This window comes from Vibrio sp. CDRSL-10 TSBA (assembly GCA_039696685.1).
Taxonomy (GTDB): Bacteria; Pseudomonadota; Gammaproteobacteria; order Enterobacterales; family Vibrionaceae; genus Vibrio.
This window is the reverse complement of sequence record CP155566.1, coordinates 2,055,437-2,076,439: the sequence shown is the minus strand read 5'-3', so window position 1 is coordinate 2,076,439 and position 21,003 is coordinate 2,055,437. Positions and strand designations below refer to the sequence as shown.

12 protein-coding genes, 8 pseudogenes, 1 riboswitch and 1 other annotated feature are annotated in these 21,003 nt (G+C 48.9%); of the genes and pseudogenes, 15 read left to right on the top strand and 5 right to left on the bottom strand.

Annotated elements, in window-relative coordinates:
- Positions 1 to 74: 74 nt before the first annotated feature.
- The 8 genes and pseudogenes from ABDK09_17150 to ABDK09_17115 all read left to right on the top strand — a co-directional run bounded on the left by ABDK09_17150 (position 75) and on the right by ABDK09_17115 (position 6,141).
- The gene (locus ABDK09_17150) at positions 75 to 494 is read left to right on the top strand and encodes a nuclear transport factor 2 family protein (GenBank protein ID XAW88741.1); all 420 of its coding nucleotides are present in this window, start codon (positions 75 to 77) and stop codon (positions 492 to 494) included.
- Positions 491 to 1,216: an SDR family oxidoreductase gene (locus tag ABDK09_17145; protein XAW88740.1), complete on the top strand. Its 726-nt coding sequence runs from the start codon at positions 491 to 493 to the stop codon at positions 1,214 to 1,216. Before ABDK09_17150 ends, ABDK09_17145 begins: the two co-directional genes overlap by 4 nt.
- A 12-nt stretch (positions 1,217 to 1,228) precedes the next feature.
- A pseudogene (locus tag ABDK09_17140) lies at positions 1,229 to 2,507 on the top strand (NAD(P)/FAD-dependent oxidoreductase).
- Positions 2,507 to 3,331 carry a DUF1365 family protein gene (locus ABDK09_17135; protein XAW88739.1) on the top strand — a complete coding sequence of 275 codons (825 nt, stop codon included), beginning with the start codon at positions 2,507 to 2,509 and terminating at the stop codon, positions 3,329 to 3,331. The pseudogene ABDK09_17140 and the gene ABDK09_17135 overlap by 1 nt, the downstream one beginning before the upstream one ends.
- Positions 3,325 to 4,570, top strand: a pseudogene (locus tag ABDK09_17130) (cyclopropane-fatty-acyl-phospholipid synthase family protein). The gene ABDK09_17135 and the pseudogene ABDK09_17130 overlap by 7 nt, the downstream one beginning before the upstream one ends.
- The gene (locus ABDK09_17125) at positions 4,570 to 5,121 is read left to right on the top strand and encodes a DUF2878 domain-containing protein (protein ID XAW88738.1); all 552 of its coding nucleotides are present in this window, start codon (positions 4,570 to 4,572) and stop codon (positions 5,119 to 5,121) included. The pseudogene ABDK09_17130 and the gene ABDK09_17125 overlap by 1 nt, the downstream one beginning before the upstream one ends.
- On the top strand, positions 5,045 to 5,602 hold the full coding sequence (locus ABDK09_17120; protein XAW88737.1) for a chalcone isomerase family protein: 558 nt from the start codon (positions 5,045 to 5,047) through the stop codon (positions 5,600 to 5,602). Before ABDK09_17125 ends, ABDK09_17120 begins: the two co-directional genes overlap by 77 nt.
- On the top strand, positions 5,599 to 6,141 hold the full coding sequence (locus ABDK09_17115; GenBank protein XAW88736.1) for a DUF3833 domain-containing protein: 543 nt from the start codon (positions 5,599 to 5,601) through the stop codon (positions 6,139 to 6,141). The genes ABDK09_17120 and ABDK09_17115 overlap by 4 nt, the downstream gene beginning before the upstream one ends.
- A 109-nt stretch (positions 6,142 to 6,250) precedes the next feature.
- Here ABDK09_17115 and purB read toward each other — a convergent pair.
- The 3 genes and pseudogenes from purB to mnmA form a co-directional block, all read right to left on the bottom strand.
- Positions 6,251 to 7,622 (bottom strand): annotated as a pseudogene (gene purB, locus ABDK09_17110) (adenylosuccinate lyase).
- Between the two features lie 206 nt (positions 7,623 to 7,828).
- Positions 7,829 to 8,446, bottom strand: coding sequence for a high frequency lysogenization protein HflD (hflD, locus tag ABDK09_17105; protein XAW88735.1), 618 nt, complete (start codon positions 8,444 to 8,446; stop codon positions 7,829 to 7,831).
- Between the two features lie 35 nt (positions 8,447 to 8,481).
- Positions 8,482 to 9,601, bottom strand: a pseudogene (gene mnmA, locus ABDK09_17100) (tRNA 2-thiouridine(34) synthase MnmA).
- Between the two features lie 396 nt (positions 9,602 to 9,997).
- Between mnmA and ABDK09_17095 the strand changes: the two are divergent.
- A pseudogene (locus tag ABDK09_17095) lies at positions 9,998 to 11,303 on the top strand (inosine/guanosine kinase).
- Positions 11,304 to 11,636: 333 nt separating this feature from the next.
- On the opposite strand, the pseudogene ABDK09_17090 reads toward ABDK09_17095, so the two are convergent.
- Positions 11,637 to 12,042 (bottom strand): annotated as a pseudogene (locus ABDK09_17090) (H-NS family nucleoid-associated regulatory protein).
- A 406-nt stretch (positions 12,043 to 12,448) separates the two neighbouring features.
- A riboswitch (Lysine riboswitch) is annotated at positions 12,449 to 12,632 on the top strand.
- Between the two features lie 111 nt (positions 12,633 to 12,743).
- Between ABDK09_17090 and ABDK09_17085 the strand changes: the two are divergent.
- Positions 12,744 to 14,330: a Na+/H+ antiporter NhaC family protein gene (locus tag ABDK09_17085; protein XAW88734.1), complete on the top strand. Its 1,587-nt coding sequence runs from the start codon at positions 12,744 to 12,746 to the stop codon at positions 14,328 to 14,330.
- A gap of 149 nt (positions 14,331 to 14,479) precedes the next feature.
- Here the strand turns inward: ABDK09_17085 and ABDK09_17080 are convergent.
- Positions 14,480 to 15,350 (bottom strand): annotated as a pseudogene (locus tag ABDK09_17080) (sigma-54 dependent transcriptional regulator).
- 448 nt (positions 15,351 to 15,798) lie between these two features.
- Positions 15,799 to 15,935 (top strand) — a sequence feature (His leader region).
- A gap of 54 nt (positions 15,936 to 15,989) precedes the next feature.
- On the opposite strand from ABDK09_17080, the gene hisG reads away from it, so the two are divergent.
- The 5 genes and pseudogenes from hisG (at position 15,990) to hisH (ending at position 20,998) form a co-directional block, all read left to right on the top strand.
- On the top strand, positions 15,990 to 16,886 hold the full coding sequence (gene hisG / locus ABDK09_17075) for an ATP phosphoribosyltransferase (GenBank protein ID XAW88733.1): 897 nt from the start codon (positions 15,990 to 15,992) through the stop codon (positions 16,884 to 16,886).
- Positions 16,887 to 16,891: 5 nt separating this feature from the next.
- Positions 16,892 to 18,185 (top strand): annotated as a pseudogene (gene hisD / locus ABDK09_17070) (histidinol dehydrogenase).
- Between the two features lie 5 nt (positions 18,186 to 18,190).
- Positions 18,191 to 19,231: a histidinol-phosphate transaminase gene (gene hisC / locus ABDK09_17065; protein XAW88732.1), complete on the top strand. Its 1,041-nt coding sequence runs from the start codon at positions 18,191 to 18,193 to the stop codon at positions 19,229 to 19,231.
- 76 nt (positions 19,232 to 19,307) lie between these two features.
- Complete coding sequence (gene hisB, locus ABDK09_17060) at positions 19,308 to 20,381, top strand: bifunctional histidinol-phosphatase/imidazoleglycerol-phosphate dehydratase HisB (GenBank protein ID XAW88731.1); 1,074 nt, start codon at positions 19,308 to 19,310, stop codon at positions 20,379 to 20,381.
- Positions 20,381 to 20,998 (top strand): imidazole glycerol phosphate synthase subunit HisH, encoded by a 618-nt coding sequence (gene hisH / locus ABDK09_17055; protein XAW88730.1) that lies wholly within the window; start codon positions 20,381 to 20,383, stop codon positions 20,996 to 20,998. The genes hisB and hisH overlap by 1 nt, the downstream gene beginning before the upstream one ends.
- The last annotated feature ends 5 nt before the right edge of the window (positions 20,999 to 21,003 follow it).

The following is a 21,003-nucleotide window of genomic DNA, read 5'->3' as shown; positions in this document are numbered from 1 at the left end:
CAACTTTTGCGAAATGCTCTACAGTAAAGCTATGTTGTACGAAATTATGTTTTGTATAAGTATTGAGGTCGGTCATGGATGTACAAACAGTTGCGCATTTTTACACTAAGCTCAACAAAAGCACCTTGCATACATTGCAGGATATCTACCATCACGATGTCGTGTTTGAAGATGCGGCACATCGTATTGAAGGCTTTGCGTCTTTAGCCGATTACTTCGATAACCTGTACCGCAATGTTGATCGGTGTGACTTCGTTATCCACGAACAGCATCAGGTAGAACAAAATGCTTTTCTGACCTGGACCATGCAGCTGCAGCATCCCAAATTAGCCGGAGGGCGAATGGTGCAAGTGCAGGGCATGAGTCATCTCAAGTTTCATGAAGCGAAGGTGATTTATCACCGAGACTATTTTGATTTAGGTGAGATGTTGTACGAGCAGTTGCCGTTACTCGGCAGTGTTATTCGATCGATCAAACGGAGGCTGGGACAATGAGGTCTGTACTGATTACCGGGGCAACGTCGGGTATCGGTAAAAAACTGGCCGAAGACTATGCTCGTCTTGGCTGGCAGGTTATCGCTTGCGGCCGTAATCAGGGCAAGCTGCAGCAGCTCTCGGCGCTTTCAACCTCAGTACACTGTTTGCAGTTCGATCTCACCCAGCGTGAGCAGACGCTGGAGGCATTGTCACAATTGCCGCTCACTCCCACACTATGGATTTTAAATGCCGGGGATTGCGAGTACATCGATGACGGAGTGATGGACGCCAAACTTATGGCGCGTGTGTTTGAGATTAATGTGGTTGGTCTCGCCAATACCATAGAAGGAATTCAACCTCATCTCAGCTCTGGGCACCGGGTTGCCATCGTCGGCTCTATTGCGAGCGAGCTTGCCTTGCCAAGAGCGGAGGCGTACGGCGCTTCGAAAGCAGCCGTCGCCTATCTGGCCAATACACTGCGTCTTGACTGGAGTCAGCGCGAAATAGCGGTATCAACCATCTTTCCCGGCTTTGTTGCCACTCCGCTGACCGATAAAAACACATTCAACATGCCAATGATAGTCACTGCTGAGCAAGCGTCTCAACGGATTCGTCACGGGCTCGAGCGCGGGCAGGACTGCATTTATTTTCCGCGTCGGTTTACCTGGATAATACGCTGCCTCGGCATGTTGCCGTATCGCTGGCAATACCATCTTATCCGTCGTTTTTTCCGTACTTAGAAGGACATCACAATGAAAATAGCCATTGTCGGCACGGGAATTTCTGGCCTGACCTGCGGTTACTACCTGCATCAGGAGCATGACATTACACTATTTGAAGCTAACGATTATATTGGCGGTCACACTGCGACCGTAGACGTTGAGCTGCAGGGGCAATCTTACTCTGTGGACACCGGATTTATTGTCTACAACGACCGGACTTACCCTAACTTTATCCGCATGATGGATGAAATCGGGGTAAAAGGTGTGCCGACCCAAATGAGTTTCAGCGTTCGTAATGATAGTAATGGACTGGAATATAACGGCCATACGCTGCGTACTTTGTTTGCCCAGAAGCGTAACTGGCTGCGCCCCGGTTTCTATCGCTTTATCCGTGAAATTGTCCGCTTCAATAAACTGGCCAAACAGGCTGAACGGGACGAGCAGCAAAGCTTGCAAACCCTCGGGCAGTTTCCTGGTCCATCATCGCTTTTCTGACTACTTTTGCCGCAACTACATTTTACCAATGGGAGCGGCTATCTGGTCATCATCGCTGGCCGATATGCGCGCTTTCCCACTGATGTTTTTTTTGCGTTTCTTTCTCAATCACGGGTTACTGGATATCACCGACCGACCGCAATGGTATGTGATTGAAGGCGGATCTCGTGCCTATATCGATCCTTTAACGCGCGGCTTTGCCGACCGTATCCGTCTGAATTCGCCAGTAACTGACGTCAAACGCAGCGCGCAGGGCGTCGAATTAAAAGTGAATGGACGTATTGAGCATTTTGATGCGGTGATCTTTGCCTGTCATAGTGACCAGGCTCTGAACATGTTAAATGACCCGAACCGCCACGAGACCGATATTTTAAGTGCCATGGCCTATCAGGCCAACGAGGTGGTGTTACACACGGATACAGCACTTATGCCTAAACGTAAAGCGGCATGGGCGTCGTGGAATTACTGGCTGAGCGGTCAGACGGGAGAAGATCAGCAGTTACCGTCTCTGACCTATAATATGAACATCCTGCAGCATATTAACGCACCGCACACCTTGTGCGTCACTCTGAACAGCACGCACTCGATAGAACCGGACAAGGTTCTGCGCAAGTTTGTTTATCACCATCCGGTATTCACCTTGCAGTCGGTTCAGGCGCAGGAGAGAAAGCAGGAGGTTAGTGGGCTGAACAATACCTGGTATTGCGGTGCCTACTGGCATAACGGTTTTCATGAGGATGGGGTACGCAGCGCACTGGACGTTGTCACCCAGATTCAGGCTCAGGCAGCAAGAGATGCGAGAGGAGCAGCGTAATGCAGCAGCAAGCAGCGGGCAGCGCTCTTATGGTCGGGCAGGTACGTCATCGCCGGTTTACCCCGGTGACACACTCGCTCGATTATCCGCTGTTTATGCCCTGTATCGATCTTGATGACTGGCCGGAACTGTCGCAGAACGTGTGGGGGCTGGGCGAACGCTGGTGGCACTGGGCAAGGTTTCGCCGTGATGATTACCTCGGTACGGGGCCGCTGAAACAGGCGGTACAGGATAGAGTGTACGAGCTGACCGGTGAGCAGTGTGACGGCAAAGTGCTGGCTGTGATTCATCTGCGTTATCTCGGTCTCTATTTCAGTCCTGTCAATTTTTACTATCTTTATGATAAGGGAGGAAACTGGCGTTACTTGTTGGCTGAGGTCAGTAACACTCCCTGGAACGAGCGGCATTACTATGCAGTGGCTGCAGACAGCGGCGCCGACGGCGCGAACTGGAAGCACGAAAAAGCGTTTCATGTATCGCCGTTCAATCCCGTTGAACAGGAGTACCAGTGGCGGCTGAAGCCGTTGGACCATTCATTAATGGTGCATCTCGAATGTCATCGGGATCAAAAGGAATTTGATGCCACTCTGGCGCTGAAAGCGCGTCCTTTTACCTCTTCCGGGTTACTAAAGTTATTGGTACGCACTCCGGCAATGACGGTAAAAGTTGTGTTCGGGATTTATTGGCAGGCGTTCAAGCTGTGGGTGAAAGGAGCACCGACTTATTTACATCCTAAGTATCGCTCACATCCCAAGTATCACTCACACACTGAGAGTAGCCAGAGCAAGGCGGATAAAAACAATAAGGAGAATTCTCAATGTTAAATTCCTCATCATTAGAACTACCCAAGACCGTGTCGCAGTGGCAGAAAGGGGCGCGTAGCCTGGCGTTGAAGTCACTTCGTTTCCTGAATACCGGGTCATTGACCATCGAAGAACACTTTTTTGCTAATACAGTTAATCAGGAGCAGTTTGGCGAATACAAAGCTACAGAGCCTCATGCAGTGATCCGGGTTTCAAATCCGGAATTCTACGTGCGGGTTCTGAAAGGCGGCAGTATCGCAGCAGCAGAAGCCTATATGGACGGCTGGTGGGACAGCCCGGATCTGACGGCGCTGACAGAGCTGATGGCGCGTAACCTGGCAGCATTGGACAAAATTGAGGCGCAAAGCAGCGTCATCACGCGCGCGACCAATAAACTTGGCCACTGGCTGAAACGTAACTCGATTGTGCGTGCCAAGCAAAACATCGAAGCCCATTATGATTTGGGTAATGATTTGTACCGCACCTTCCTTGACGAGCGCATGTTGTATTCCAGTGCTCTGTATCTGAATACTTCGGATTCACTGGAGCAGGCACAGGTTCAGAAAATGGATCGCTTATGTCAGCAGCTCAAACTCACGGCCGATGATCACGTGATTGAAATTGGTACCGGCTGGGGAGCGATGGCGATTTATATGGCGCAAACGTATGGCTGCCGCGTAACCACGACGACGATCTCTGAGCAGCAATATGAGTACGCCAAACATAAAATCGAGCAGTTGGGCCTGTCTGAACGTATCACATTACTGAAGCAGGATTACCGCGTACTGGAAGGGACCTTTGATAAGCTGGTTTCGATCGAGATGATTGAAGCGGTAGGCAAAGCGTATTTGCACTCCTACCTGACTCAATGCCAAAAACTGCTCAAACCGGGTGGTCTGATGGCGATTCAGGCCATCACGATCGCGGACCAGCGTTACGAGTATTACAGTAATAATGTCGATTTTATTCAGAAGTACATTTTCCCTGGTGGCTTTCTGCCGTCGATCACTGCGCTCACCAGTATGGCGACCCGCAGTACGGACTTTGTGGTTCGTGACTTGTTTGATATTGGTCAGGACTATGCACAAACTCTGGCCGACTGGCGGCAGCGATTTGAATTGTCCTTAACTCAGGTTTCGTGAGCTCGGCTATGACGAGCGTTTTATCCGCATGTGGCGTTATTACCTGTGCTATTGCGAGGGCGGATTCAAGGCGCAAACCATCAGTACTATTCACCTCACTCTGCAGCGTGCCAGATAATGCGTTCGTTTCTCCTGGTTTCAGTCTGGTTTGAGCTGATTTGGTTATTGGCCGTGCTGGGTCAGGAGCCGTGGCAGTGGCTGACCACTTTGCTGGTGGTCGTTACGCTGCTATTTACCGCCTGGCGGCTATCCGTTGCCGTGGGGCGGATATGCGCCGTGGCCGTCACGGGTATAGCGATTGATGTGGCCAATATGCATCTCGGGCTATTTTCCTTTATTAATCCGCATCTTCCGGTGTGGCTGATTGCGCTGTGGTTCATTTTTGCCTGGTTTGCAGCTTTTGCCATCCCGGCATTGAGCCATTTGCCGTCTTGGCTCGTAATAATAGCTACGGGCTTGGGTGGCGCGCTAAGTTATTGGGCGGGTTATCGTTTCGGAGCTGTTGGGTTCGAATTGCCTGTTTTTTATACAGTCTTAGCACTGTTTTTGGAATGGTTAGGTGTGTCTGTGTTACTGATGAAGGTATTTAGCAATGAAAACGTCAATCGCCACACTTTTCCTGAGCACACTGCTGTGGAGCGGCGCAACAGTCAGCGCGGCAGAGGTTAATGGAACACAAAAGCCACAATGGAATGAATGGCCTGTTGTTGGGCAGGCTACGCTGTCCTGGCTGTGGTTAGATATCTATTCTTCCCGGTTGAGAACTCCGGATGGCAAATATCAGCAGCAGGACGATGTGCCTCTTCACCCACTGGCGTTAGAGATCCGCTATTTGCGTGATATTGAGCGTGAAGATCTGGTGGAGGCCACCCAGGATCAATGGCAGAAAATGGGGTATTCCAGTGATGAGATTGAGCGTTGGCTGCCGCTGTTAGAGACGATGTTACCGAATGTCCTGTCAGGCGAAAAGCTGATATACGTGTCTGACGGGCATCGTGGCCAAATGATCCATATGTCATTGCAGAACAAGTCTCAGGTTACGGGAGAGGTCACAGATACGCAGTTTAACTCCGCCTTTCTTGCTATCTGGTTATCCCCCAACACTCAATATCCAAAACTTCGCAGTCAATTAATAGGGATGAATCGATGACATCGACAGTAAAAGTCTGCTGGGCAGTCAGAGTCTGGTTACTGATGGCCGCAACCATGTTGGCGGGGTGCTCGGCTGAGCTTAAGGATTATAGGGCGAGTCAGCCGGCTTTCGATTTATTTGGCTATTTTTCCGGGCGCACTCAGGCCTGGGGAATGGTGCAGGATTATACCGATAAGCAGACGCGGCGCTTTGAAGTTGACATAGAAGGGACGGTCTCTGGTGACGTTTTGACCCTGGTTGAAGACTTTGAGTTCGACGATGGTGAGCAAAGTCAGCGTATCTGGACCATCACTCGTACTGGCGACGGGCTTTATGAGGGCCGCGCCGACGACATCATTGGTGTGGCAACGGGTCAGGAAATCGGTAATGCGCTGCAGTGGCAATATGATTTTTTGCTGAAAACCGATGACAGCGAAATTGAGGTAACATTTGATGACTGGATGTATCGTCAGGATGAGACGCGCCTGTTCAATGTGACTACGATACGTAAGTTTGGCATTGAGGTCGGCAAAGTGACTTTGTTTTTCAGTAAATAGAGATTTTGTTTTTTAGCAAACAGAGGCGCTGGTTTTTAACACTTGATGGTCTGTGATTCATCAACAAAAAGGGTAGCCGAAGCTACCCTTTGACATTTTCGCTTTAAGATTAAAGCTTGTCAGTCAGTTCAATTGCGTAACCGATGTAACTTGCCGGCGTCATCTCTTTCAGACGTGCTTTCTCTTCAGCAGGCAGTTCAAGGCCATCGATGAAGTTACGCATCGCTTCGCCGTCAACACGCTTACCACGAGTCAGCTCTTTAAGCTTCTCGTATGGCTTTTCGATACCGTAACGACGCATAACGGTTTGTACAGGCTCAGCCAGAACTTCCCAGTTTTGATCCAGCTCTTTCAGCAGTGCATCACGGTTCACTTCCAGCTTGCTGATACCTTTCAGAGTCGAAGTGTAAGCAATGATAGCATAACCCACACCGACACCCAGGTTACGTAGCACAGTTGAATCTGTCAGGTCACGCTGCCAGCGTGAGATTGGCAGTTTCTGCGCCAGGTGGTTGAATACTGCGTTCGCCAGACCCAGGTTACCTTCTGAGTTTTCAAAGTCGATTGGGTTAACTTTGTGCGGCATGGTTGAAGAACCGATTTCGCCGGCGATAGTTTTCTGCTTAAAGTGACCCAGAGCGATGTAGCCCCATACGTCACGATCGAAGTCGATCAGGATGGTGTTGAAACGAGCAACCGCATCAAACAGCTCTGCGATGTAGTCGTGTGGCTCGATTTGAGTGGTGTACGGGTTCCAGGTTACACCCAGAGACTCAGTCACGAACTCTTCGCTGAACTGGTGCCAGTCAATGCTTGGGTAAGCTGACATATGTGCGTTGTAGTTACCTACAGCGCCGTTGATCTTAGCCAGAATTTCAACGTTCTCGATCTGCTTGTACTGACGCTCCATACGGTAAGCGACGTTAGCCATCTCTTTACCCATGGTTGACGGAGAAGCCGGTTGGCCGTGAGTACGAGACAGCAGAGGGATGTCACGGTATTCGTTTGCCAGTTTGCGGATCGCATCGATGATGTTGCGAATCTCAGGCAGGATCACAGTTTCACGCGCTTCTTGCAGCATCAGAGCGTGAGACGTGTTGTTGATATCTTCAGAAGTACATGCGAAGTGAATGAACTCGTTCACCGCGTGCAGTTCAGGAAACGCCCGCCACTTTCTCTTTCAGAAAGTACTCAACCGCTTTTACGTCGTGGTTGGTGGTGCGCTCGATTTCTTTAATGCGTGCTGCATCTTCTTCACTGAAGTTTGCCGCGATCTCATCTAGAAACTGGTTCGCTTCTGCACTGAATGCTGGTACTTCTTTGATCGCATCTGTCGCTGCAAGCTTTTGTAACCAACGGATTTCAACGATAGAGCGGTACTTTAGTAGGCCAAACTCGCTAAAGATGCTGCGTAGTGCAATAGTCTTACTTCCGTAACGGCCGTCTACTGGTGAAACAGCAGTCAATGCTGACAGTTCCATGGGGTTCTCCTGAATTGAGTTTCTAAATTTCGTGTGCTTTATACCAATAACTGTGGCAATTGTCACGAACATTGCGCAATCGTTTGCGCTGGATTGGTTTCAGTTTAAAAAAACGTTTTCTGGTTACACTAAGTTCGGCAATTTAAACCTGACAGCAACCGGAAAAAAATTAGCTCGCGACGAAGCGCGAGCTAATGAATCAATCTTTACAGTCTGGCTAACAGGATTTTAGCCTGCTCAACCATCTTCTTGCGTCCGAAAATCAGGTGACGACGTTTGCCTCCGACCTGACGCCACAGCACTGCACAGCGGATACCCGACAGTAACAGCGCGCGCACTTTCTGCTGATTACCGGTTTGCTGCAGTACCGCAGGTGTACCGGTGACCTGAATGCGCGGGCCGATTGGACTGATGACATCAAGATAAACGCTGGCCAGGTTGCTGATCATCTGATCATCCAGCAGATCGAAATGCTCCACCTGACGTTCAATCATCTGGATACGATCCCCAAGCTGAGACAAGGCATCGCGGCGCTGAGTCAGTTTACGCTCCAGTGCCATCAGGCTGATGATGTAGCGGGTCACTTCGCTGCCTGCAGGCGTGCTGTCGATTCCGTTGACTAAACACTCCAGGCCGACTTTTAAATTCGCCTCACTGCCAAATACGTCGAGTGTATTGGCAGGGTTGGTAGATAAGATGGCCTTGAGAGAAGTTTCAAACGCGTCTGAATCACAGGAACCGTTTTTTGCTACTTGTTGAACCAGGGCAACGGCCTGGCAAATACCGGCAAAAGCGATGGTACGGTCGTAATTTGTGTTAGCCACGTAAATACTCCTAAAGTTGACTAAGTCCTGAATGCCTAAACGATGCGCTCTTCGATGATACCGCCACCCAGACAAACTTCGCCTTGGTAGAATACCGCTGACTGGCCCGGAGTCACTGCAACCTGCGGCTCATCAAACATAACTTTGATATTACTGTCATCAACAGGGATGATAGTACATGGTATATCAGCCTGACGGTAGCGGGTTTTCACTGTGCAACGTGTTGGTTTCTGTGATGATTTCGCGATCTACCCAGTGCAGTTGGGAAGCCATTAAACCCTCTGATTTCAGCAGTGGGTGATCGGCACCCTGAACGGCAATCAGCACATTACGTTTCAGATCTTTTTCTGCTACATACCAAGGCAGTTCAGAACCGTCTTTCAGACCACCGATATGCAGGCCTTTACGCTGACCCAGGGTGTGATACATCAGACCTTGGTGTTCGCCGATGACCTTACCTTCCGGTGTTTCGATTTTACCCGGCTGAGCAGGTAAATAGCGAGAAAGGAAATCGGTAAATTTGCGCTCACCGATGAAACAGATACCGGTTGAGTCTTTTTTCTTCGCTGTGATTAGCCCTTGCTCTTCAGCAATACGGCGTACTTCCGGTTTTTCCAGTTCACCAACCGGGAACAGGCTGCGTGCGACTTGCTCATGGCTCAGCGTGTACAGGAAGTAGCTCTGATCTTTATTGCTGTCCAGGCCCCGCAGCATCTGAGGTTTCTCACCCTGTTCAGGGAAAGTGCGGCGCACGTAGTGGCCCATCGCAATGTAGTCTGCATCGAGCACTTCATCTGCGAATTCCAGGAAGGCTTTGAACTTAATTTCTTTGTTACAAAGAATGTCTGGGTTCGGGGTACGGCCGGCTTTGTACTCTTCCAGGAAATACTCGAACACATTGTCCCAGTATTCTGCTGCGAAGTTGATGGTATGCAGATAGATACCCAGTTTGTCACAGACCGCCTGAGCATCAGCAAGATCTTCGGCAGCAGTGCAGTATTCTTCGTTATCATCCTCTTCCCAGTTCTTCATAAACAGGCCTTCGACCTGGTAGCCCTGCTGCTGCAGGAGATAAGCTGAAACGGAGGAATCAACGCCACCTGACATGCCGACAATAACTTTCTTTTGGCTGTTTGCGTTGCGGTTTTCTGACATGACTAAACACCACTTAATTAACTAGGACGCAGATTCTAACAGAAAGATTTTTTTGAGGACAGATCCGCGACTCGAATCACACTTCACTCAGACGCTTTCTGTCGTTGTTTCAAACAAGTTTTTGCGACCGCCATCATTTTTATCAGGGCGGTTTTATGAGAACAGTGTGCTCTATAAAAACATCATGAAAGTTAGGGATGTAAAACAGCGAATAATATAAGGACATTGCCATCATCTCGGTGTTGAAATAGCGCAGCTCAGAGTGCAATCGTTATTATTTTTGCTACTGCTAAAAATATCATCATTGCAAACGTTTGCTATAATTGTGTGAGTTGCCGCAACATTGGGCGCGGGGTAGAATCGCGCATCCTTTCCATCCGAGCCTATACTGACGTTATGAAATTTCCCGGCCAACGCAAATCCAAACACTATTTCCCGGTTCATGCCCGTGACCCGCTTGTGATTCAAGCACAAGAAAGTAAAAAAATGTCACGTACCCATATTATTGGTATTGATCAGACATTGGTTGATATTGAAGCGAAAGTCGATACCGGCCTGATTGAGCGTTATGGGCTGAGCAAAGGCCATTCTCTGGTGATAAGTGATGAGATTGCAGAAGCTCTATATAACGAGTTGAAGTCTGAGCAATTGATTACCAATGAATATGCAGGTGGAACCATAGGTAACACTCTTCATAATTATTCGGTATTAGCGGATGACCGCTCAACGCTATTAGGGGTGATGAGTCAGGATATAAAGATCGGCAGCTACGGATACCGCTATCTGTGTAATACATCCAGTCGTATGGATTTGAATTACCTTCAGGGCGTAGACGGCGCGATCGGCCGCTGTTTTGCGTTAATTACTGAAGATGGTGAGCGAACTTTTGCGATTAGCGAAGGTCAGATGAATCAGCTCAGTCCGGATAATATCCCGGAAAAGATTTTTAAAAGTGCTTCCGCATTAGTACTGACAGCTTATTTAGTGCGTTGTAAAGAGGGCGATCCTATGCCCGCAGCAACCATGCGAGCGATAGAATACGCTAAAAAATATGACGTGCCTGTGGTGCTGACGTTAGGAACTAAATTTGTTATTCAGGACGATCCAGCATTCTGGCAGCAGTTTCTTGAATGACCACGTATCTGTTTTAGCCATGAATGAAGATGAAGCGCAAGCTCTGACTGGCGAAAGCGATCCGCTTGCCGCTTCGGATAAAGCGTTGGACTGGGTTGACCTGGTGTTATGTACTGCGGGCCCTGTCGGCTTGTTTATGGCAGGCTATACGGAAGAATCCAGTAAACGTGAAACGTCATTACCGCTGTTACCCGGTTCTATTCCAGAATTTAACCGCTATGAGTTCAGTCGCCCGGCAAGTAAGGTCAGCTGTATTAATCCAATTCGTATTTATTCTCATATTGCGCCTTATATGGGTGGGCCAGAGAAAATAAAAAATACTAATGGAGCAGGGGATGCGGCTTTGTCGGCGTTGTTACACGATATGGCGGCGAATAAGTATCACAAAGAGAATGTTCCTAACTCCAGCAAGCATCAGCATGAGTTTTTGACTTATTCTTCTTTCTCCCAGGTGTGTAAATATTCTAACCGGGTAAGCTATGAAGTCCTGGTTCAGCACTCGCCGCGCTTGTCTCGTGGTCTGCCTGAGCGTGAAGATAGCCTTGAAGAAGCATACTGGGAACGTTAATCGCGGCTCATCAGTGATCCAGGTTTGATTGCGCCTATAAACTTGATTCGAATCTGTAAGCACTGCCAATTTGGCAGTGTTTTTTTATTTACCTGCGGGGGTGAAAATCAACGACAGCGCCGCTTGCTGATTCTGAGTTGATGCTTTTATTTGTTATTAGGTTAAATTATGGAAAGCATGTTGATTTATTGTTTAAGCCATTCACTGTAACAAAATCTAACAGCGGCCTGTGCTAAATCTGTAAGCGGTTTCATGTTCATTCTGTAGCACATAAATATTTATATCAATAACAAAAAAGCCCCCAATATGGGAGCCTTTTTAAAAGATAAGCTATTAAAGTGCGAAGTCTTCCAGAGACTTACCTTCGTCCAGAGCTTGCTGGATAACAGATGGAGTACGACCTTGGCCTGTCCAGGTCTTCTCTACACCGTTGTCCATGTATTTATACTTCGCTGGGCGAGGAGCACGTTTGCCTTTAGTTTTTGTTTTAGTTTCGCCAGCAAGTGCGGTAATAAGAGCATCAACATCAATGCCGTCTTTTGCAATTTGCTCAGCGATAGCTGCTAATTTAGCGTCTTGAGCTTCACGTGCTGCACGTTTCTTCTTCTTCCGCTTCTTTGCGCTCTTCAACAACAGTAGATAATTTATCCAGTGCTTCTTCAAGTTGTTCAACAGTCAATTCACGAGCGTACGCACGAAGGCTGCGAATATTCAACAGAGTTTTTGTAATTTCCGACATTACCGATTCCTATGAAATAAATTCTTTTAACAGTTCAATAGTAAACCCAGCGATTTATTCTGGCAACAATGAAAGTGTAATATTAAGAAAAATATTTGTAAAAATAAAATATCTGCGCCGTGGGCAATTTATTACCCCGCTTCACCCTTATCTTATTTATGGTTTTATTCGCTGAATTGGTTAAAAGGAGAAATTTGTCGCACAAAAGCAAATAAGCGAAGTGATATTCATTGCATAATTGTATGAAATGGGTCTCAGCAATGAAATGCATTTCAACCTTTTGTGAGTAAAATTGAGTAACAGGATGTGTTGCATTGATAATTATCATAAGTACAATAGCGCACACCTGATGCGAAGTTCGGGACGAGAATCTGTTACAACTGCTTAACAGAGATGTTTGTCCTGGTTTCGATGTAGAGGCGCGATATCGATAAGTAGTCATGATTAGGGTGATGCCAGTGAGTCATGACAAAAGGTGATATCGCCGAAGTCAGCACGCCTGTCAATGCGTCTGGCTGGGGTTGTCAGCGAATAGGGACAACACTGCCATAGTCTATTTTTTCCTTAAACTATGGAGCGCTACTGTAGGGTTGGGTGAAGTGTTCGCTTCCCTTTCGCTTAGTTCAACATAAGTTACGCGTTAGTTCGTGTGGTTTGTCTGCAGTAGATCTCTAGCCATTTATTACTGGTTTTTGAAGATCATGAATTTAATTGATTTTGCTACCTCACCTTTTTCTGTACTTCCGCCTCTGGTGGCATTGACGCTGGCGATCGTAACGCGCCGTGTTCTGGTTTCACTGGGTGTCGGTATTATATTGGGTGCGCTTTTACTGGCTGATTATTCAGTGGGTGGAGCATTGAGTTACATCGGTGAAAAAGTCTCAAACGTATTTGTCGAAGACGGCGGACTGAACACCTGGAATATGAGTATCGTCGGATTCCTTCTGCTGCTTGGCATGATGACGGCATTGTTGTCTCTGTCAGGTGGTACCCGCGCGTTTGCCGAGTGGGCCCAGGTTAGGGTTAAAAGCAAACGTGGTGCTAAGTTGCTGGCGGCATTTCTCGGCGTATTCATCTTCGTTGATGATTACTTTAACAGCCTCGCCGTTGGTTCTATCTCGCGTCCTGTGACGGATCGTTTTAATGTATCGCGCTCAAAGCTGGCCTACATTCTTGATTCGACCGCTGCCCCGATGTGTGTTGTCATGCCAGCGTCAAGCTGGGGTGCTTACATCATGACCATTATCAGCGGTATCTTGCTTTCTCACGGTATCAGCGACTATTCTCCGCTGGGGGCTTATCTGCGTCTGGTGCCGATGAACTTCTACGCGATCTTTGCCTTGATCATGGTGTTTGTTGTGGTCTGGTTCCAGATGGATATCGGTCCGATGCGCAAGCACGAAATTGCCGCGTCTATGGGGAAAGGTTCGGATGCGGATGCCCAGGCTCGTGATCTGAATGACGATCTGGATATTCGTGAAAGTGAAAACGGTAAAGTCTCTGACCTTATTTTTCCGATAGTTGCGCTGGTGATCGCCACGATTGGTGCGATGTTATGGACCGGTGGTCTGTCATTGTCAGAACAGGGTACTGCGTTCAATATCTTGGGTGCGTTCGAGAACACGAATGTCGGTACTTCACTGATATATGGCGGCTTGGTTGGCCTTGTAGTGGCTCTGTTTACCGTCGTGAAGCAGGGGATTGCGGTCAGCGAAATTGGCGCGACACTGTGGATTGGCGCAAAATCGATGTTTGGTGCCATCCTGATTCTTATCTTTGCCTGGACGATTGGTGCGGTGATCGGTGATATGAAGACCGGCGCTTACCTGTCGTCTCTGGTGCAGGGTAATATTGATTCGCAGTGGTTGCCGGTTATCCTGTTTGTGCTTTCGGGCATTATGGCATTCGCAACCGGTACATCATGGGGTACCTTCGGTATCATGTTACCGATTGCCGGTGATATGGCTGGTGCGACAGACATTGCGTTAATGCTGCCTATGCTGAGTGCGGTTCTGGCGGGTTCTGTATTTGGTGACCACTGTTCTCCAATTTCAGATACCACGATTCTGTCTTCTACCGGTGCGCGCTGTAACCATATCGACCACGTTTCGACTCAGTTGCCTTACTCACTGGCTGTAGCTGGGGTTTCGGCGGTTGGTTTTGTCGTACTGGGTATGACAGCATCGGTATTCCTGTCTCTGGCAGCAGCAACGGCTGTATTTATTGCGGTTTGTTTTGCCTTTGTGACGTTATCTCGTGCCAAAATGGCCAGCCTGAAAACTGCCTGATAACCAGGTGGCTGTTCGGTAAACCTGAGCGGGTTTATAAAAACTGGTCAGGTGAATAAAAAACTCCGCAAGCGCGGAGTTTTTTATTTGTGCCGGGGGGCTCTGAAAGCGCTATAAACGGACATTACTCAGAGCTCGCACCAATCTGCCTATTTCTGTAAATTATATTTCTTCAATAAGCGATAAAGAGTCGTGCGTGATATTCCCATATAGCGCGCTGCAGCACTCATATTATGCTTGTGGTCACTGATGACCTGCAGCAGGTAATCAGAATCAATGGTGTCGGATACCGGCAGCATTTGCCGATCCGCAATTTCCAGCCCCAAATCCGCAATAGTGATGTTTTTGTCTCCGCACATGATAATGGCCCGCTGAATAACATTTCTCAGCTCACGCACGTTCCCAGGCCATGAGTGGCGGGTCAGATAATCGACCACGGGTTTACTGAGGTGTTTTTTCTTGCCGTCGCTCAAGACGTTGAGGAAATACTGGGCATAATCAGGAATATCTGCCTTACGTTCTCTTAATGCCGGAATATACAGCGGCAAGATATTGAGTCGGTAATATAAGTCTTCGCGGAAACCGCCCTGAATGATGTCTTGTTTGAGATCGACGTGACTGGCGGCAATAATACGACAATCAACGGAGACCGAATTGTCAGATCCCAGACGCTGCATCTTTTTAGATTCGATAAAGTGCAGCAGGTGAATCTGCAAATCAGAGGGCATGTCACCGATCTCGTCCAAAAACAGAGTTCCGTGATTAGAACGCTGGATATAACCAATGTGATCGGCGATGGCGCCGGTAAAGGCTCCTTTTTGATGGCCAAACAGTTTCGGACGCGATAAGCCCACTGGCTATGGAGCCGCAATTGACCTCAATAAACGGATACTGGGCTCGTGCGGACAGTGAGTGAATCAGTTTGGCACACAGCCCTTTCCCAACCCCGGTTTCACCCTGGATCAGTACTTCGGCATCACTGGCGGCGTATTTGGAGATTTTGTTGCGTATGTCTGCCATACTCGAGCTACTGCCAATCAGCTCCAGAGTTTTGTAATCATTCGGGCATAACGCATCGACATGGGTGCTCACAGCTTCGTACCTTGTTAAACAAGACTCCATATAACCGTAGTGCTTCTGGGCTGATTAGGGGGGGATTAGTTGTCTTATATATGAGAAAGCTATCGCTCAGACACGTTTTTTTGTGAAGTTGGTTGCTGTGCAATTGTTATTTTAAAGTGATGGCCGGGTAGTAACTCATCAGTTCGACATTATCGGTAGTGCCGGTACTATCAGCAGAAATGACGTCGTTCTTCGGAGGGGGCTAGGGTATTTCATGCCATTTAACCTGTAGCCGGAAAAAAAATGCAATTAGCAGTTGCAAATTCCTTCGAGCTTAGTTAGTGTTGAAACCAATCAAGTTAACCAGTTCAGAAGTAAATAGTATGCGTAATTTTGTAATGAATATTCATCATCACCATCATCCCTAAGCAGTCTTTCGGGAGATGTACGCATACCCGGGAGGCAGGACTCTCCCGGTGGTTATATGAAAAAATTTTCAGAAATCAGACCCTCGGGAGACAAATCTCTCGAGGGTTTTTTTCTATCTGGCTCAGATAAATCTGAAATAAATTCAATATCTTACAAAGGAATCATGTAATGCAGACACAACGCCTACGAATCGCCGTTCAGAAGAAAGGTCGCCTGAGCAAAGAGTGCCAGGAACTACTGAAAAAGTGCGGTGTTAAATTTAACATCATGGGTGAGCGTCTGGTGGTTCACTCACTAAATATGCCAATCGACCTGCTGCTGGTTCGCGATGACGATATCCCGGGCCTGATCATGGATGGCGTGGTTGACCTTGGTTTTGTCGGTGAGAACGTTCTGGAAGAAGCCTGCCTTGACCGCCAGGCTCTGAACCAGCCAAGCAACTACGTATCACTGCGTCGTATGGATTTTGGCGGCTGCCGTCTGTCTATCGCTATCGATAAAGAAATGCCTTACAACGGTCCTCAGGATCTGCGTGGTAAGCGCATCGCAACCACTTACCCTCAACTGCTGAAGTCTTACATGGACAAGCAGGGCATTGATTTCAGCACCTGTATGCTGACTGGCTCTGTAGAGGTTGCTCCGCGCGCTGGCCTTGCTGATGCGATTGCTGACCTGGTATCGACTGGTGCAACTCTGGAAGCCAACGGCCTGAAAGAAGTGGAAGTCATCTACGAATCAAAAGCGGTTCTGATTCAGCGTGACGGTGATTTTGCAGCGGATAAAGTGGCATTGATCGAGAAACTGCTGGCGCGTATGCAAGGTGTTCAGCAGGCGAAAGAATCGAAATACATTATGCTGCACGCTCCGGCTGACAAACTGGCTCAGGTTAAGTCTCTGCTGCCGGGTGCGGAAGACCCAACGGTTCTGCCTCTGTCTGAAGACAAAACTAAAGTCGCCGTACACATGGTGAGCTCTGAGAACCTGTTCTGGGAAACGATGGAACAACTGAAAGCTCTGGGCGCAAGTTCTATCCTTGTACTACCGATTGAAAAAATTATGGAGTAGTCGCCATGAGAACCGTTGTATGGCAATCATTAAGTGAAGAGCAGCAGGATTCTATTCTGCAGCGTCCGGCAATCGCTGAAGGAGCAAACATTACGGTTGCTGTTTCAGAAGTGATTGGTCAGGTCCGTGCCCGTGGCGATGCCGCATTATTGGAACTGACTGAAAAATTTGACCGCGTGAAGCCGGAATCGATCCGTGTTTCCCAGCAAGAAATTGATGCAGCTTCCGAACGTCTGACTGACGAGATGAAACAGGCTCTGGAGCAGGCTTACACCAACATTGCTAAATTCCACAAAGCGCAGAAGCCACAACCGATTAAAGTGGAAACGATGCCAGGCGTGGTTTGTGAGCAGGTCACCCGTTCGATCAACAAAGTGGGCCTGTACATTCCGGGCGGCAGTGCGCCGCTGCCGTCAACGGTTCTGATGCTGGGTGTGCCTGCACAAATTGCAGGCTGCCGTAAAGTGGTGCTTTGCTCACCACCGCCAATTGCCGATGAAATCTTATACGTCGCAAAACTGTGTAACATCGATGAAGTTTATAACGTTGGTGGCGGGCAGGCGATTGCAGCAATGGCTTACGGCACAGAAACTGTGGCTAAAGTGGATAAAATTTTCGGCCCTGGCAACGCTTACGTTACAGAAGCCAAGCGTCAGGTCAGCAATGATTTCCGTGGTGCGGCGATCGATATGCCGGCCGGCCCGTCGGAAGTGCTGGTCATCGCCGATGAAACCGCTGATGCGGACTTTATCGCGGCAGATTTGCTCAGCCAGGCAGAACACGGCCCTGATTCGCAAGTGGTTTTAGTGACGCCGTCACCTATTATCGCTGATCAGGTCACTGATGCGGTGCAAAAGCAGTTAGCGCAGCTTTCCCGCTCTGCAATTGCTGAGAAAGCTCTGGCATCGAGCCTGATTATTATTGCCGAGTCCCTGACTCAGGCGGTCTCTATCTCTAACTACTATGGTCCGGAACACTTGATTGTTCAGACCAAAAATCCGCGCGAAACTGGTGCCTCTGCTTGATAATGCTGGCTCTATTTTCCTCGGTGACTGGTCACCGGAATCTGTGGGTGACTATGCATCCGGTACTAACCACGTATTGCCGACATACGGCTATACCCGTACGTACTCCAGCCTTGGTCTGGCGGATTTCAGCAAACGTATGACGGTACAGGAACTGAGTGCAGATGGTCTTCAGGCTCTCGCTCCGACAGTGGTTGCAATGGCAAATGCGGAAGGTTTGGATGCACACAGACGTGCAGTCACCATCCGGGTTGAAAAGTTACAAAAGGCGTAATCATCATGGAAAAACTCGCTCGTAAACAAGTTCAGGCACTGACACCTTATATGTCAGCGCGCCGCATCGGCGGTAGTGGTGATGTTTGGCTAAATGCCAATGAATCGCCATTCGACAACGAGTATAAAACGGATTTTACCCGTCTTAACCGTTACAGTGATTGTCAGCCGCCGGCACTTATCGAGGCTTATGCGGCCTACGCTGGTGTAAAGGGTAACCAGGTGCTGACCTCACGCGGTGCCGATGAAGGCATTGAGCTGCTGATTCGCGCTTTTTGTGAACCGAATGAAGACGCGATTCTTTACTGCCCGCCGACTTATGGTATGTACGCGATCAGCGCTGAGACAATCGGTGTTGAGCGAAAAGTCGTGCCTCTGACGGCTGAATGGCAGCTGGATCTGGATGCGATCGAAGCCAATCTGGATAACGTCAAACTGGTCTTTGTCTGCAGCCCGAACAACCCGACCGGTAACCTGGTGAACCGCGCTGATATCGTTAAGCTGCTGGACATGACCAAAGACCGTGCCATTGTCGTGATGGATGAAGCTTATATTGATTTCTGTCCGGAAGCATCGACAGTTGATCTGCTGGCGCAGTACTCAAATCTGGCGATTCTGCGCACGCTGTCAAAAGCGTTTGCGCTGGCAGGACTGCGTTGTGGTTTCACCCTGGCGAATGAAGAGCTGATTAATGTACTGCTGAAAGTGATTGCGCCGTATCCGGTACCGGTACCGGTCGCCGATATCGCGGTGCAGGCATTGTCTGAAGCCGGTCTGGCTCGTGCTAAGTTCCAGGTTCTGGATCTCAATGCCAACCGTGCTTATCTGCAGGTGGGCCTGCAGATGATTGAAGGTATCACCGTATTTGAAGGCTGGGGTAACTACCTGCTGGTGAAATTCCCGGATGGCGATGCGCTGTTTAAAGCTGCCTGGGACCACGGCATCATTCTGCGCAATTCACCGATTGAAAACTGCGTACGCATTTCAGTGGGTAACCGGGAAGAGTGTGAAAAAACCGTCGCGTTTATTCGCAATTATTACCAGTAATCGATAATTAATGAACACTGATCTTTGATGAGTGTGGCAGCGCCAGCGGCGCTGCCGTTAAGAAAAGGACATTCCCGTGAGCAATCAACAAAAAATTCTTTTTATCGACCGTGATGGCACCTTAATTGTTGAGCCGCCGGTTGATTTTCAGGTTGACCGTTTAGATAAACTGCAACTTGAGCCTTATGTCATTCCGAGCCTGCTGGCGTTGCAAGATGCCGGTTACCGTCTGGTGATGGTGACTAACCAGGACGGTCTGGGCACTGACAGCTATCCGCAGCAAGATTTCGATGCGCCGCACAATATGATGATGGACATTTTTGCATCGCAGGGTGTGAAATTTGACGATGTGCTAATCTGCCCGCACTTTGAGAAAGACAACTGCTCGTGCCGTAAGCCTAAACTGGGTATGGTAAAAGAGTACCTGCAAAGCGGCCGGGTGGATTTCAAACGCTCTGTTGTGATTGGCGACCGTGCGACGGATTTGCAACTGGCTGAAAACATGGCAATTCGCGGTATCCAATACAATCCGGAAACCATGGGCTGGCCGGCAATCGTTAAAGACCTGACGGTAAAAGCGCGTACCGCTCAAGTGGTGCGCAAGACCAAAGAAACCGATATTCAGGTGGCGGTCAACCTGGATGAAACCGGCGGTAACCAGATTGAAACCGGTCTGGGCTTTTTTGACCACATGCTGGATCAAATTGCCACGCACGGCGGCTTCCAGATGAAACTGAAAGTGGTCGGCGATCTGCACATTGATGATCACCACACGGTTGAAGATACAGCACTGGCCCTGGGTCAGGCATTGAAAGATGCGCTGGGCGACAAACGCGGTATCGGTCGTTTTGGTTTCAGTCTGCCGATGGACGAGTGTCTGGCCCAGTGTGCGCTGGATCTGTCTGGTCGTCCTTACCTTAAGTTTGATGCTGAGTTCAGCCGTCCTCAGGTGGGCGACTTATCGACTGAAATGGTGTATCACTTCTTCCGTTCTCTGACTGACACTCTGGCGTGCACGCTGCACCTGTCTTCAGCGGGTGAGAACGATCACCACATCATCGAAAGCTTGTTCAAAGCCTTCGGACGTACACTGCGCCAGGCAATCCAGGTGCAAGGCAATGAGCTGCCGAGCAGTAAAGGGGTGCTGTAATGAGCCAGAGTCAGAAGGTCGTTATCATTGATACCGGTTGTGCCAACGTATCTTCCGTGCGCTTTGCGATTGAACGTCTCGGCTATGCCGTGACCATCTCCAAAGATCCTGCTGTGGTGCTGGCTGCAGACAAACTGTTTTTGCCCGGGGTAGGCACCGCGAGTGAAGCGATGCAAAACCTGGAGCTGCGCAATCTGATTGAGCTGGTCAAGAAAGTTGAAAAGCCGATGCTCGGTATTTGTCTGGGCATGCAGCTGATGGGCAAACTGTCGGAAGAAAAAGGTCAGAAGGCCGATGAGATTGTTGACTGTCTTGGCCTGGTCGCTGGCGAAGTCCGCCTGATGCAAACCGGTGACCTGCCGCTGCCGCACATGGGCTGGAACACAGTGTCAGCGACACCGGGACATCCGCTGTTTAAAGACATTGAAGAAGGTGAGTACTTCTACTTTGTACACAGCTTTGCGATGCCGGTGGGGGATTACACCATTGCTCAGTGTCAGTATGGCAACCCGTTTAGTGCCGCGATTCAGAATGGCAATTACTACGGCGTACAGTTCCACCCGGAACGTTCTTCAAAAGCCGGTTCAAAGCTGATTCAAAACTTTTTGGAATTGTAAGGATG

Coding starts and splice junctions, on each gene's coding strand:
- ABDK09_17150 (XAW88741.1), top strand. CDS start 75: ATGGATGTACAAACAGTTGCGCATTTTTACACTAAGCTCAACAAAAGC.
- ABDK09_17145 (XAW88740.1), top strand. CDS start 491: ATGAGGTCTGTACTGATTACCGGGGCAACGTCGGGTATCGGTAAAAAA.
- ABDK09_17135 (XAW88739.1), top strand. CDS start 2,507: ATGCAGCAGCAAGCAGCGGGCAGCGCTCTTATGGTCGGGCAGGTACGT.
- ABDK09_17125 (XAW88738.1), top strand. CDS start 4,570: ATGCGTTCGTTTCTCCTGGTTTCAGTCTGGTTTGAGCTGATTTGGTTA.
- ABDK09_17120 (XAW88737.1), top strand. CDS start 5,045: ATGAAAACGTCAATCGCCACACTTTTCCTGAGCACACTGCTGTGGAGC.
- ABDK09_17115 (XAW88736.1), top strand. CDS start 5,599: ATGACATCGACAGTAAAAGTCTGCTGGGCAGTCAGAGTCTGGTTACTG.
- ABDK09_17085 (XAW88734.1), top strand. CDS start 12,744: ATGAATTTAATTGATTTTGCTACCTCACCTTTTTCTGTACTTCCGCCT.
- hisG (XAW88733.1), top strand. CDS start 15,990: ATGCAGACACAACGCCTACGAATCGCCGTTCAGAAGAAAGGTCGCCTG.
- hisC (XAW88732.1), top strand. CDS start 18,191: ATGGAAAAACTCGCTCGTAAACAAGTTCAGGCACTGACACCTTATATG.
- hisH (XAW88730.1), top strand. CDS start 20,381: ATGAGCCAGAGTCAGAAGGTCGTTATCATTGATACCGGTTGTGCCAAC.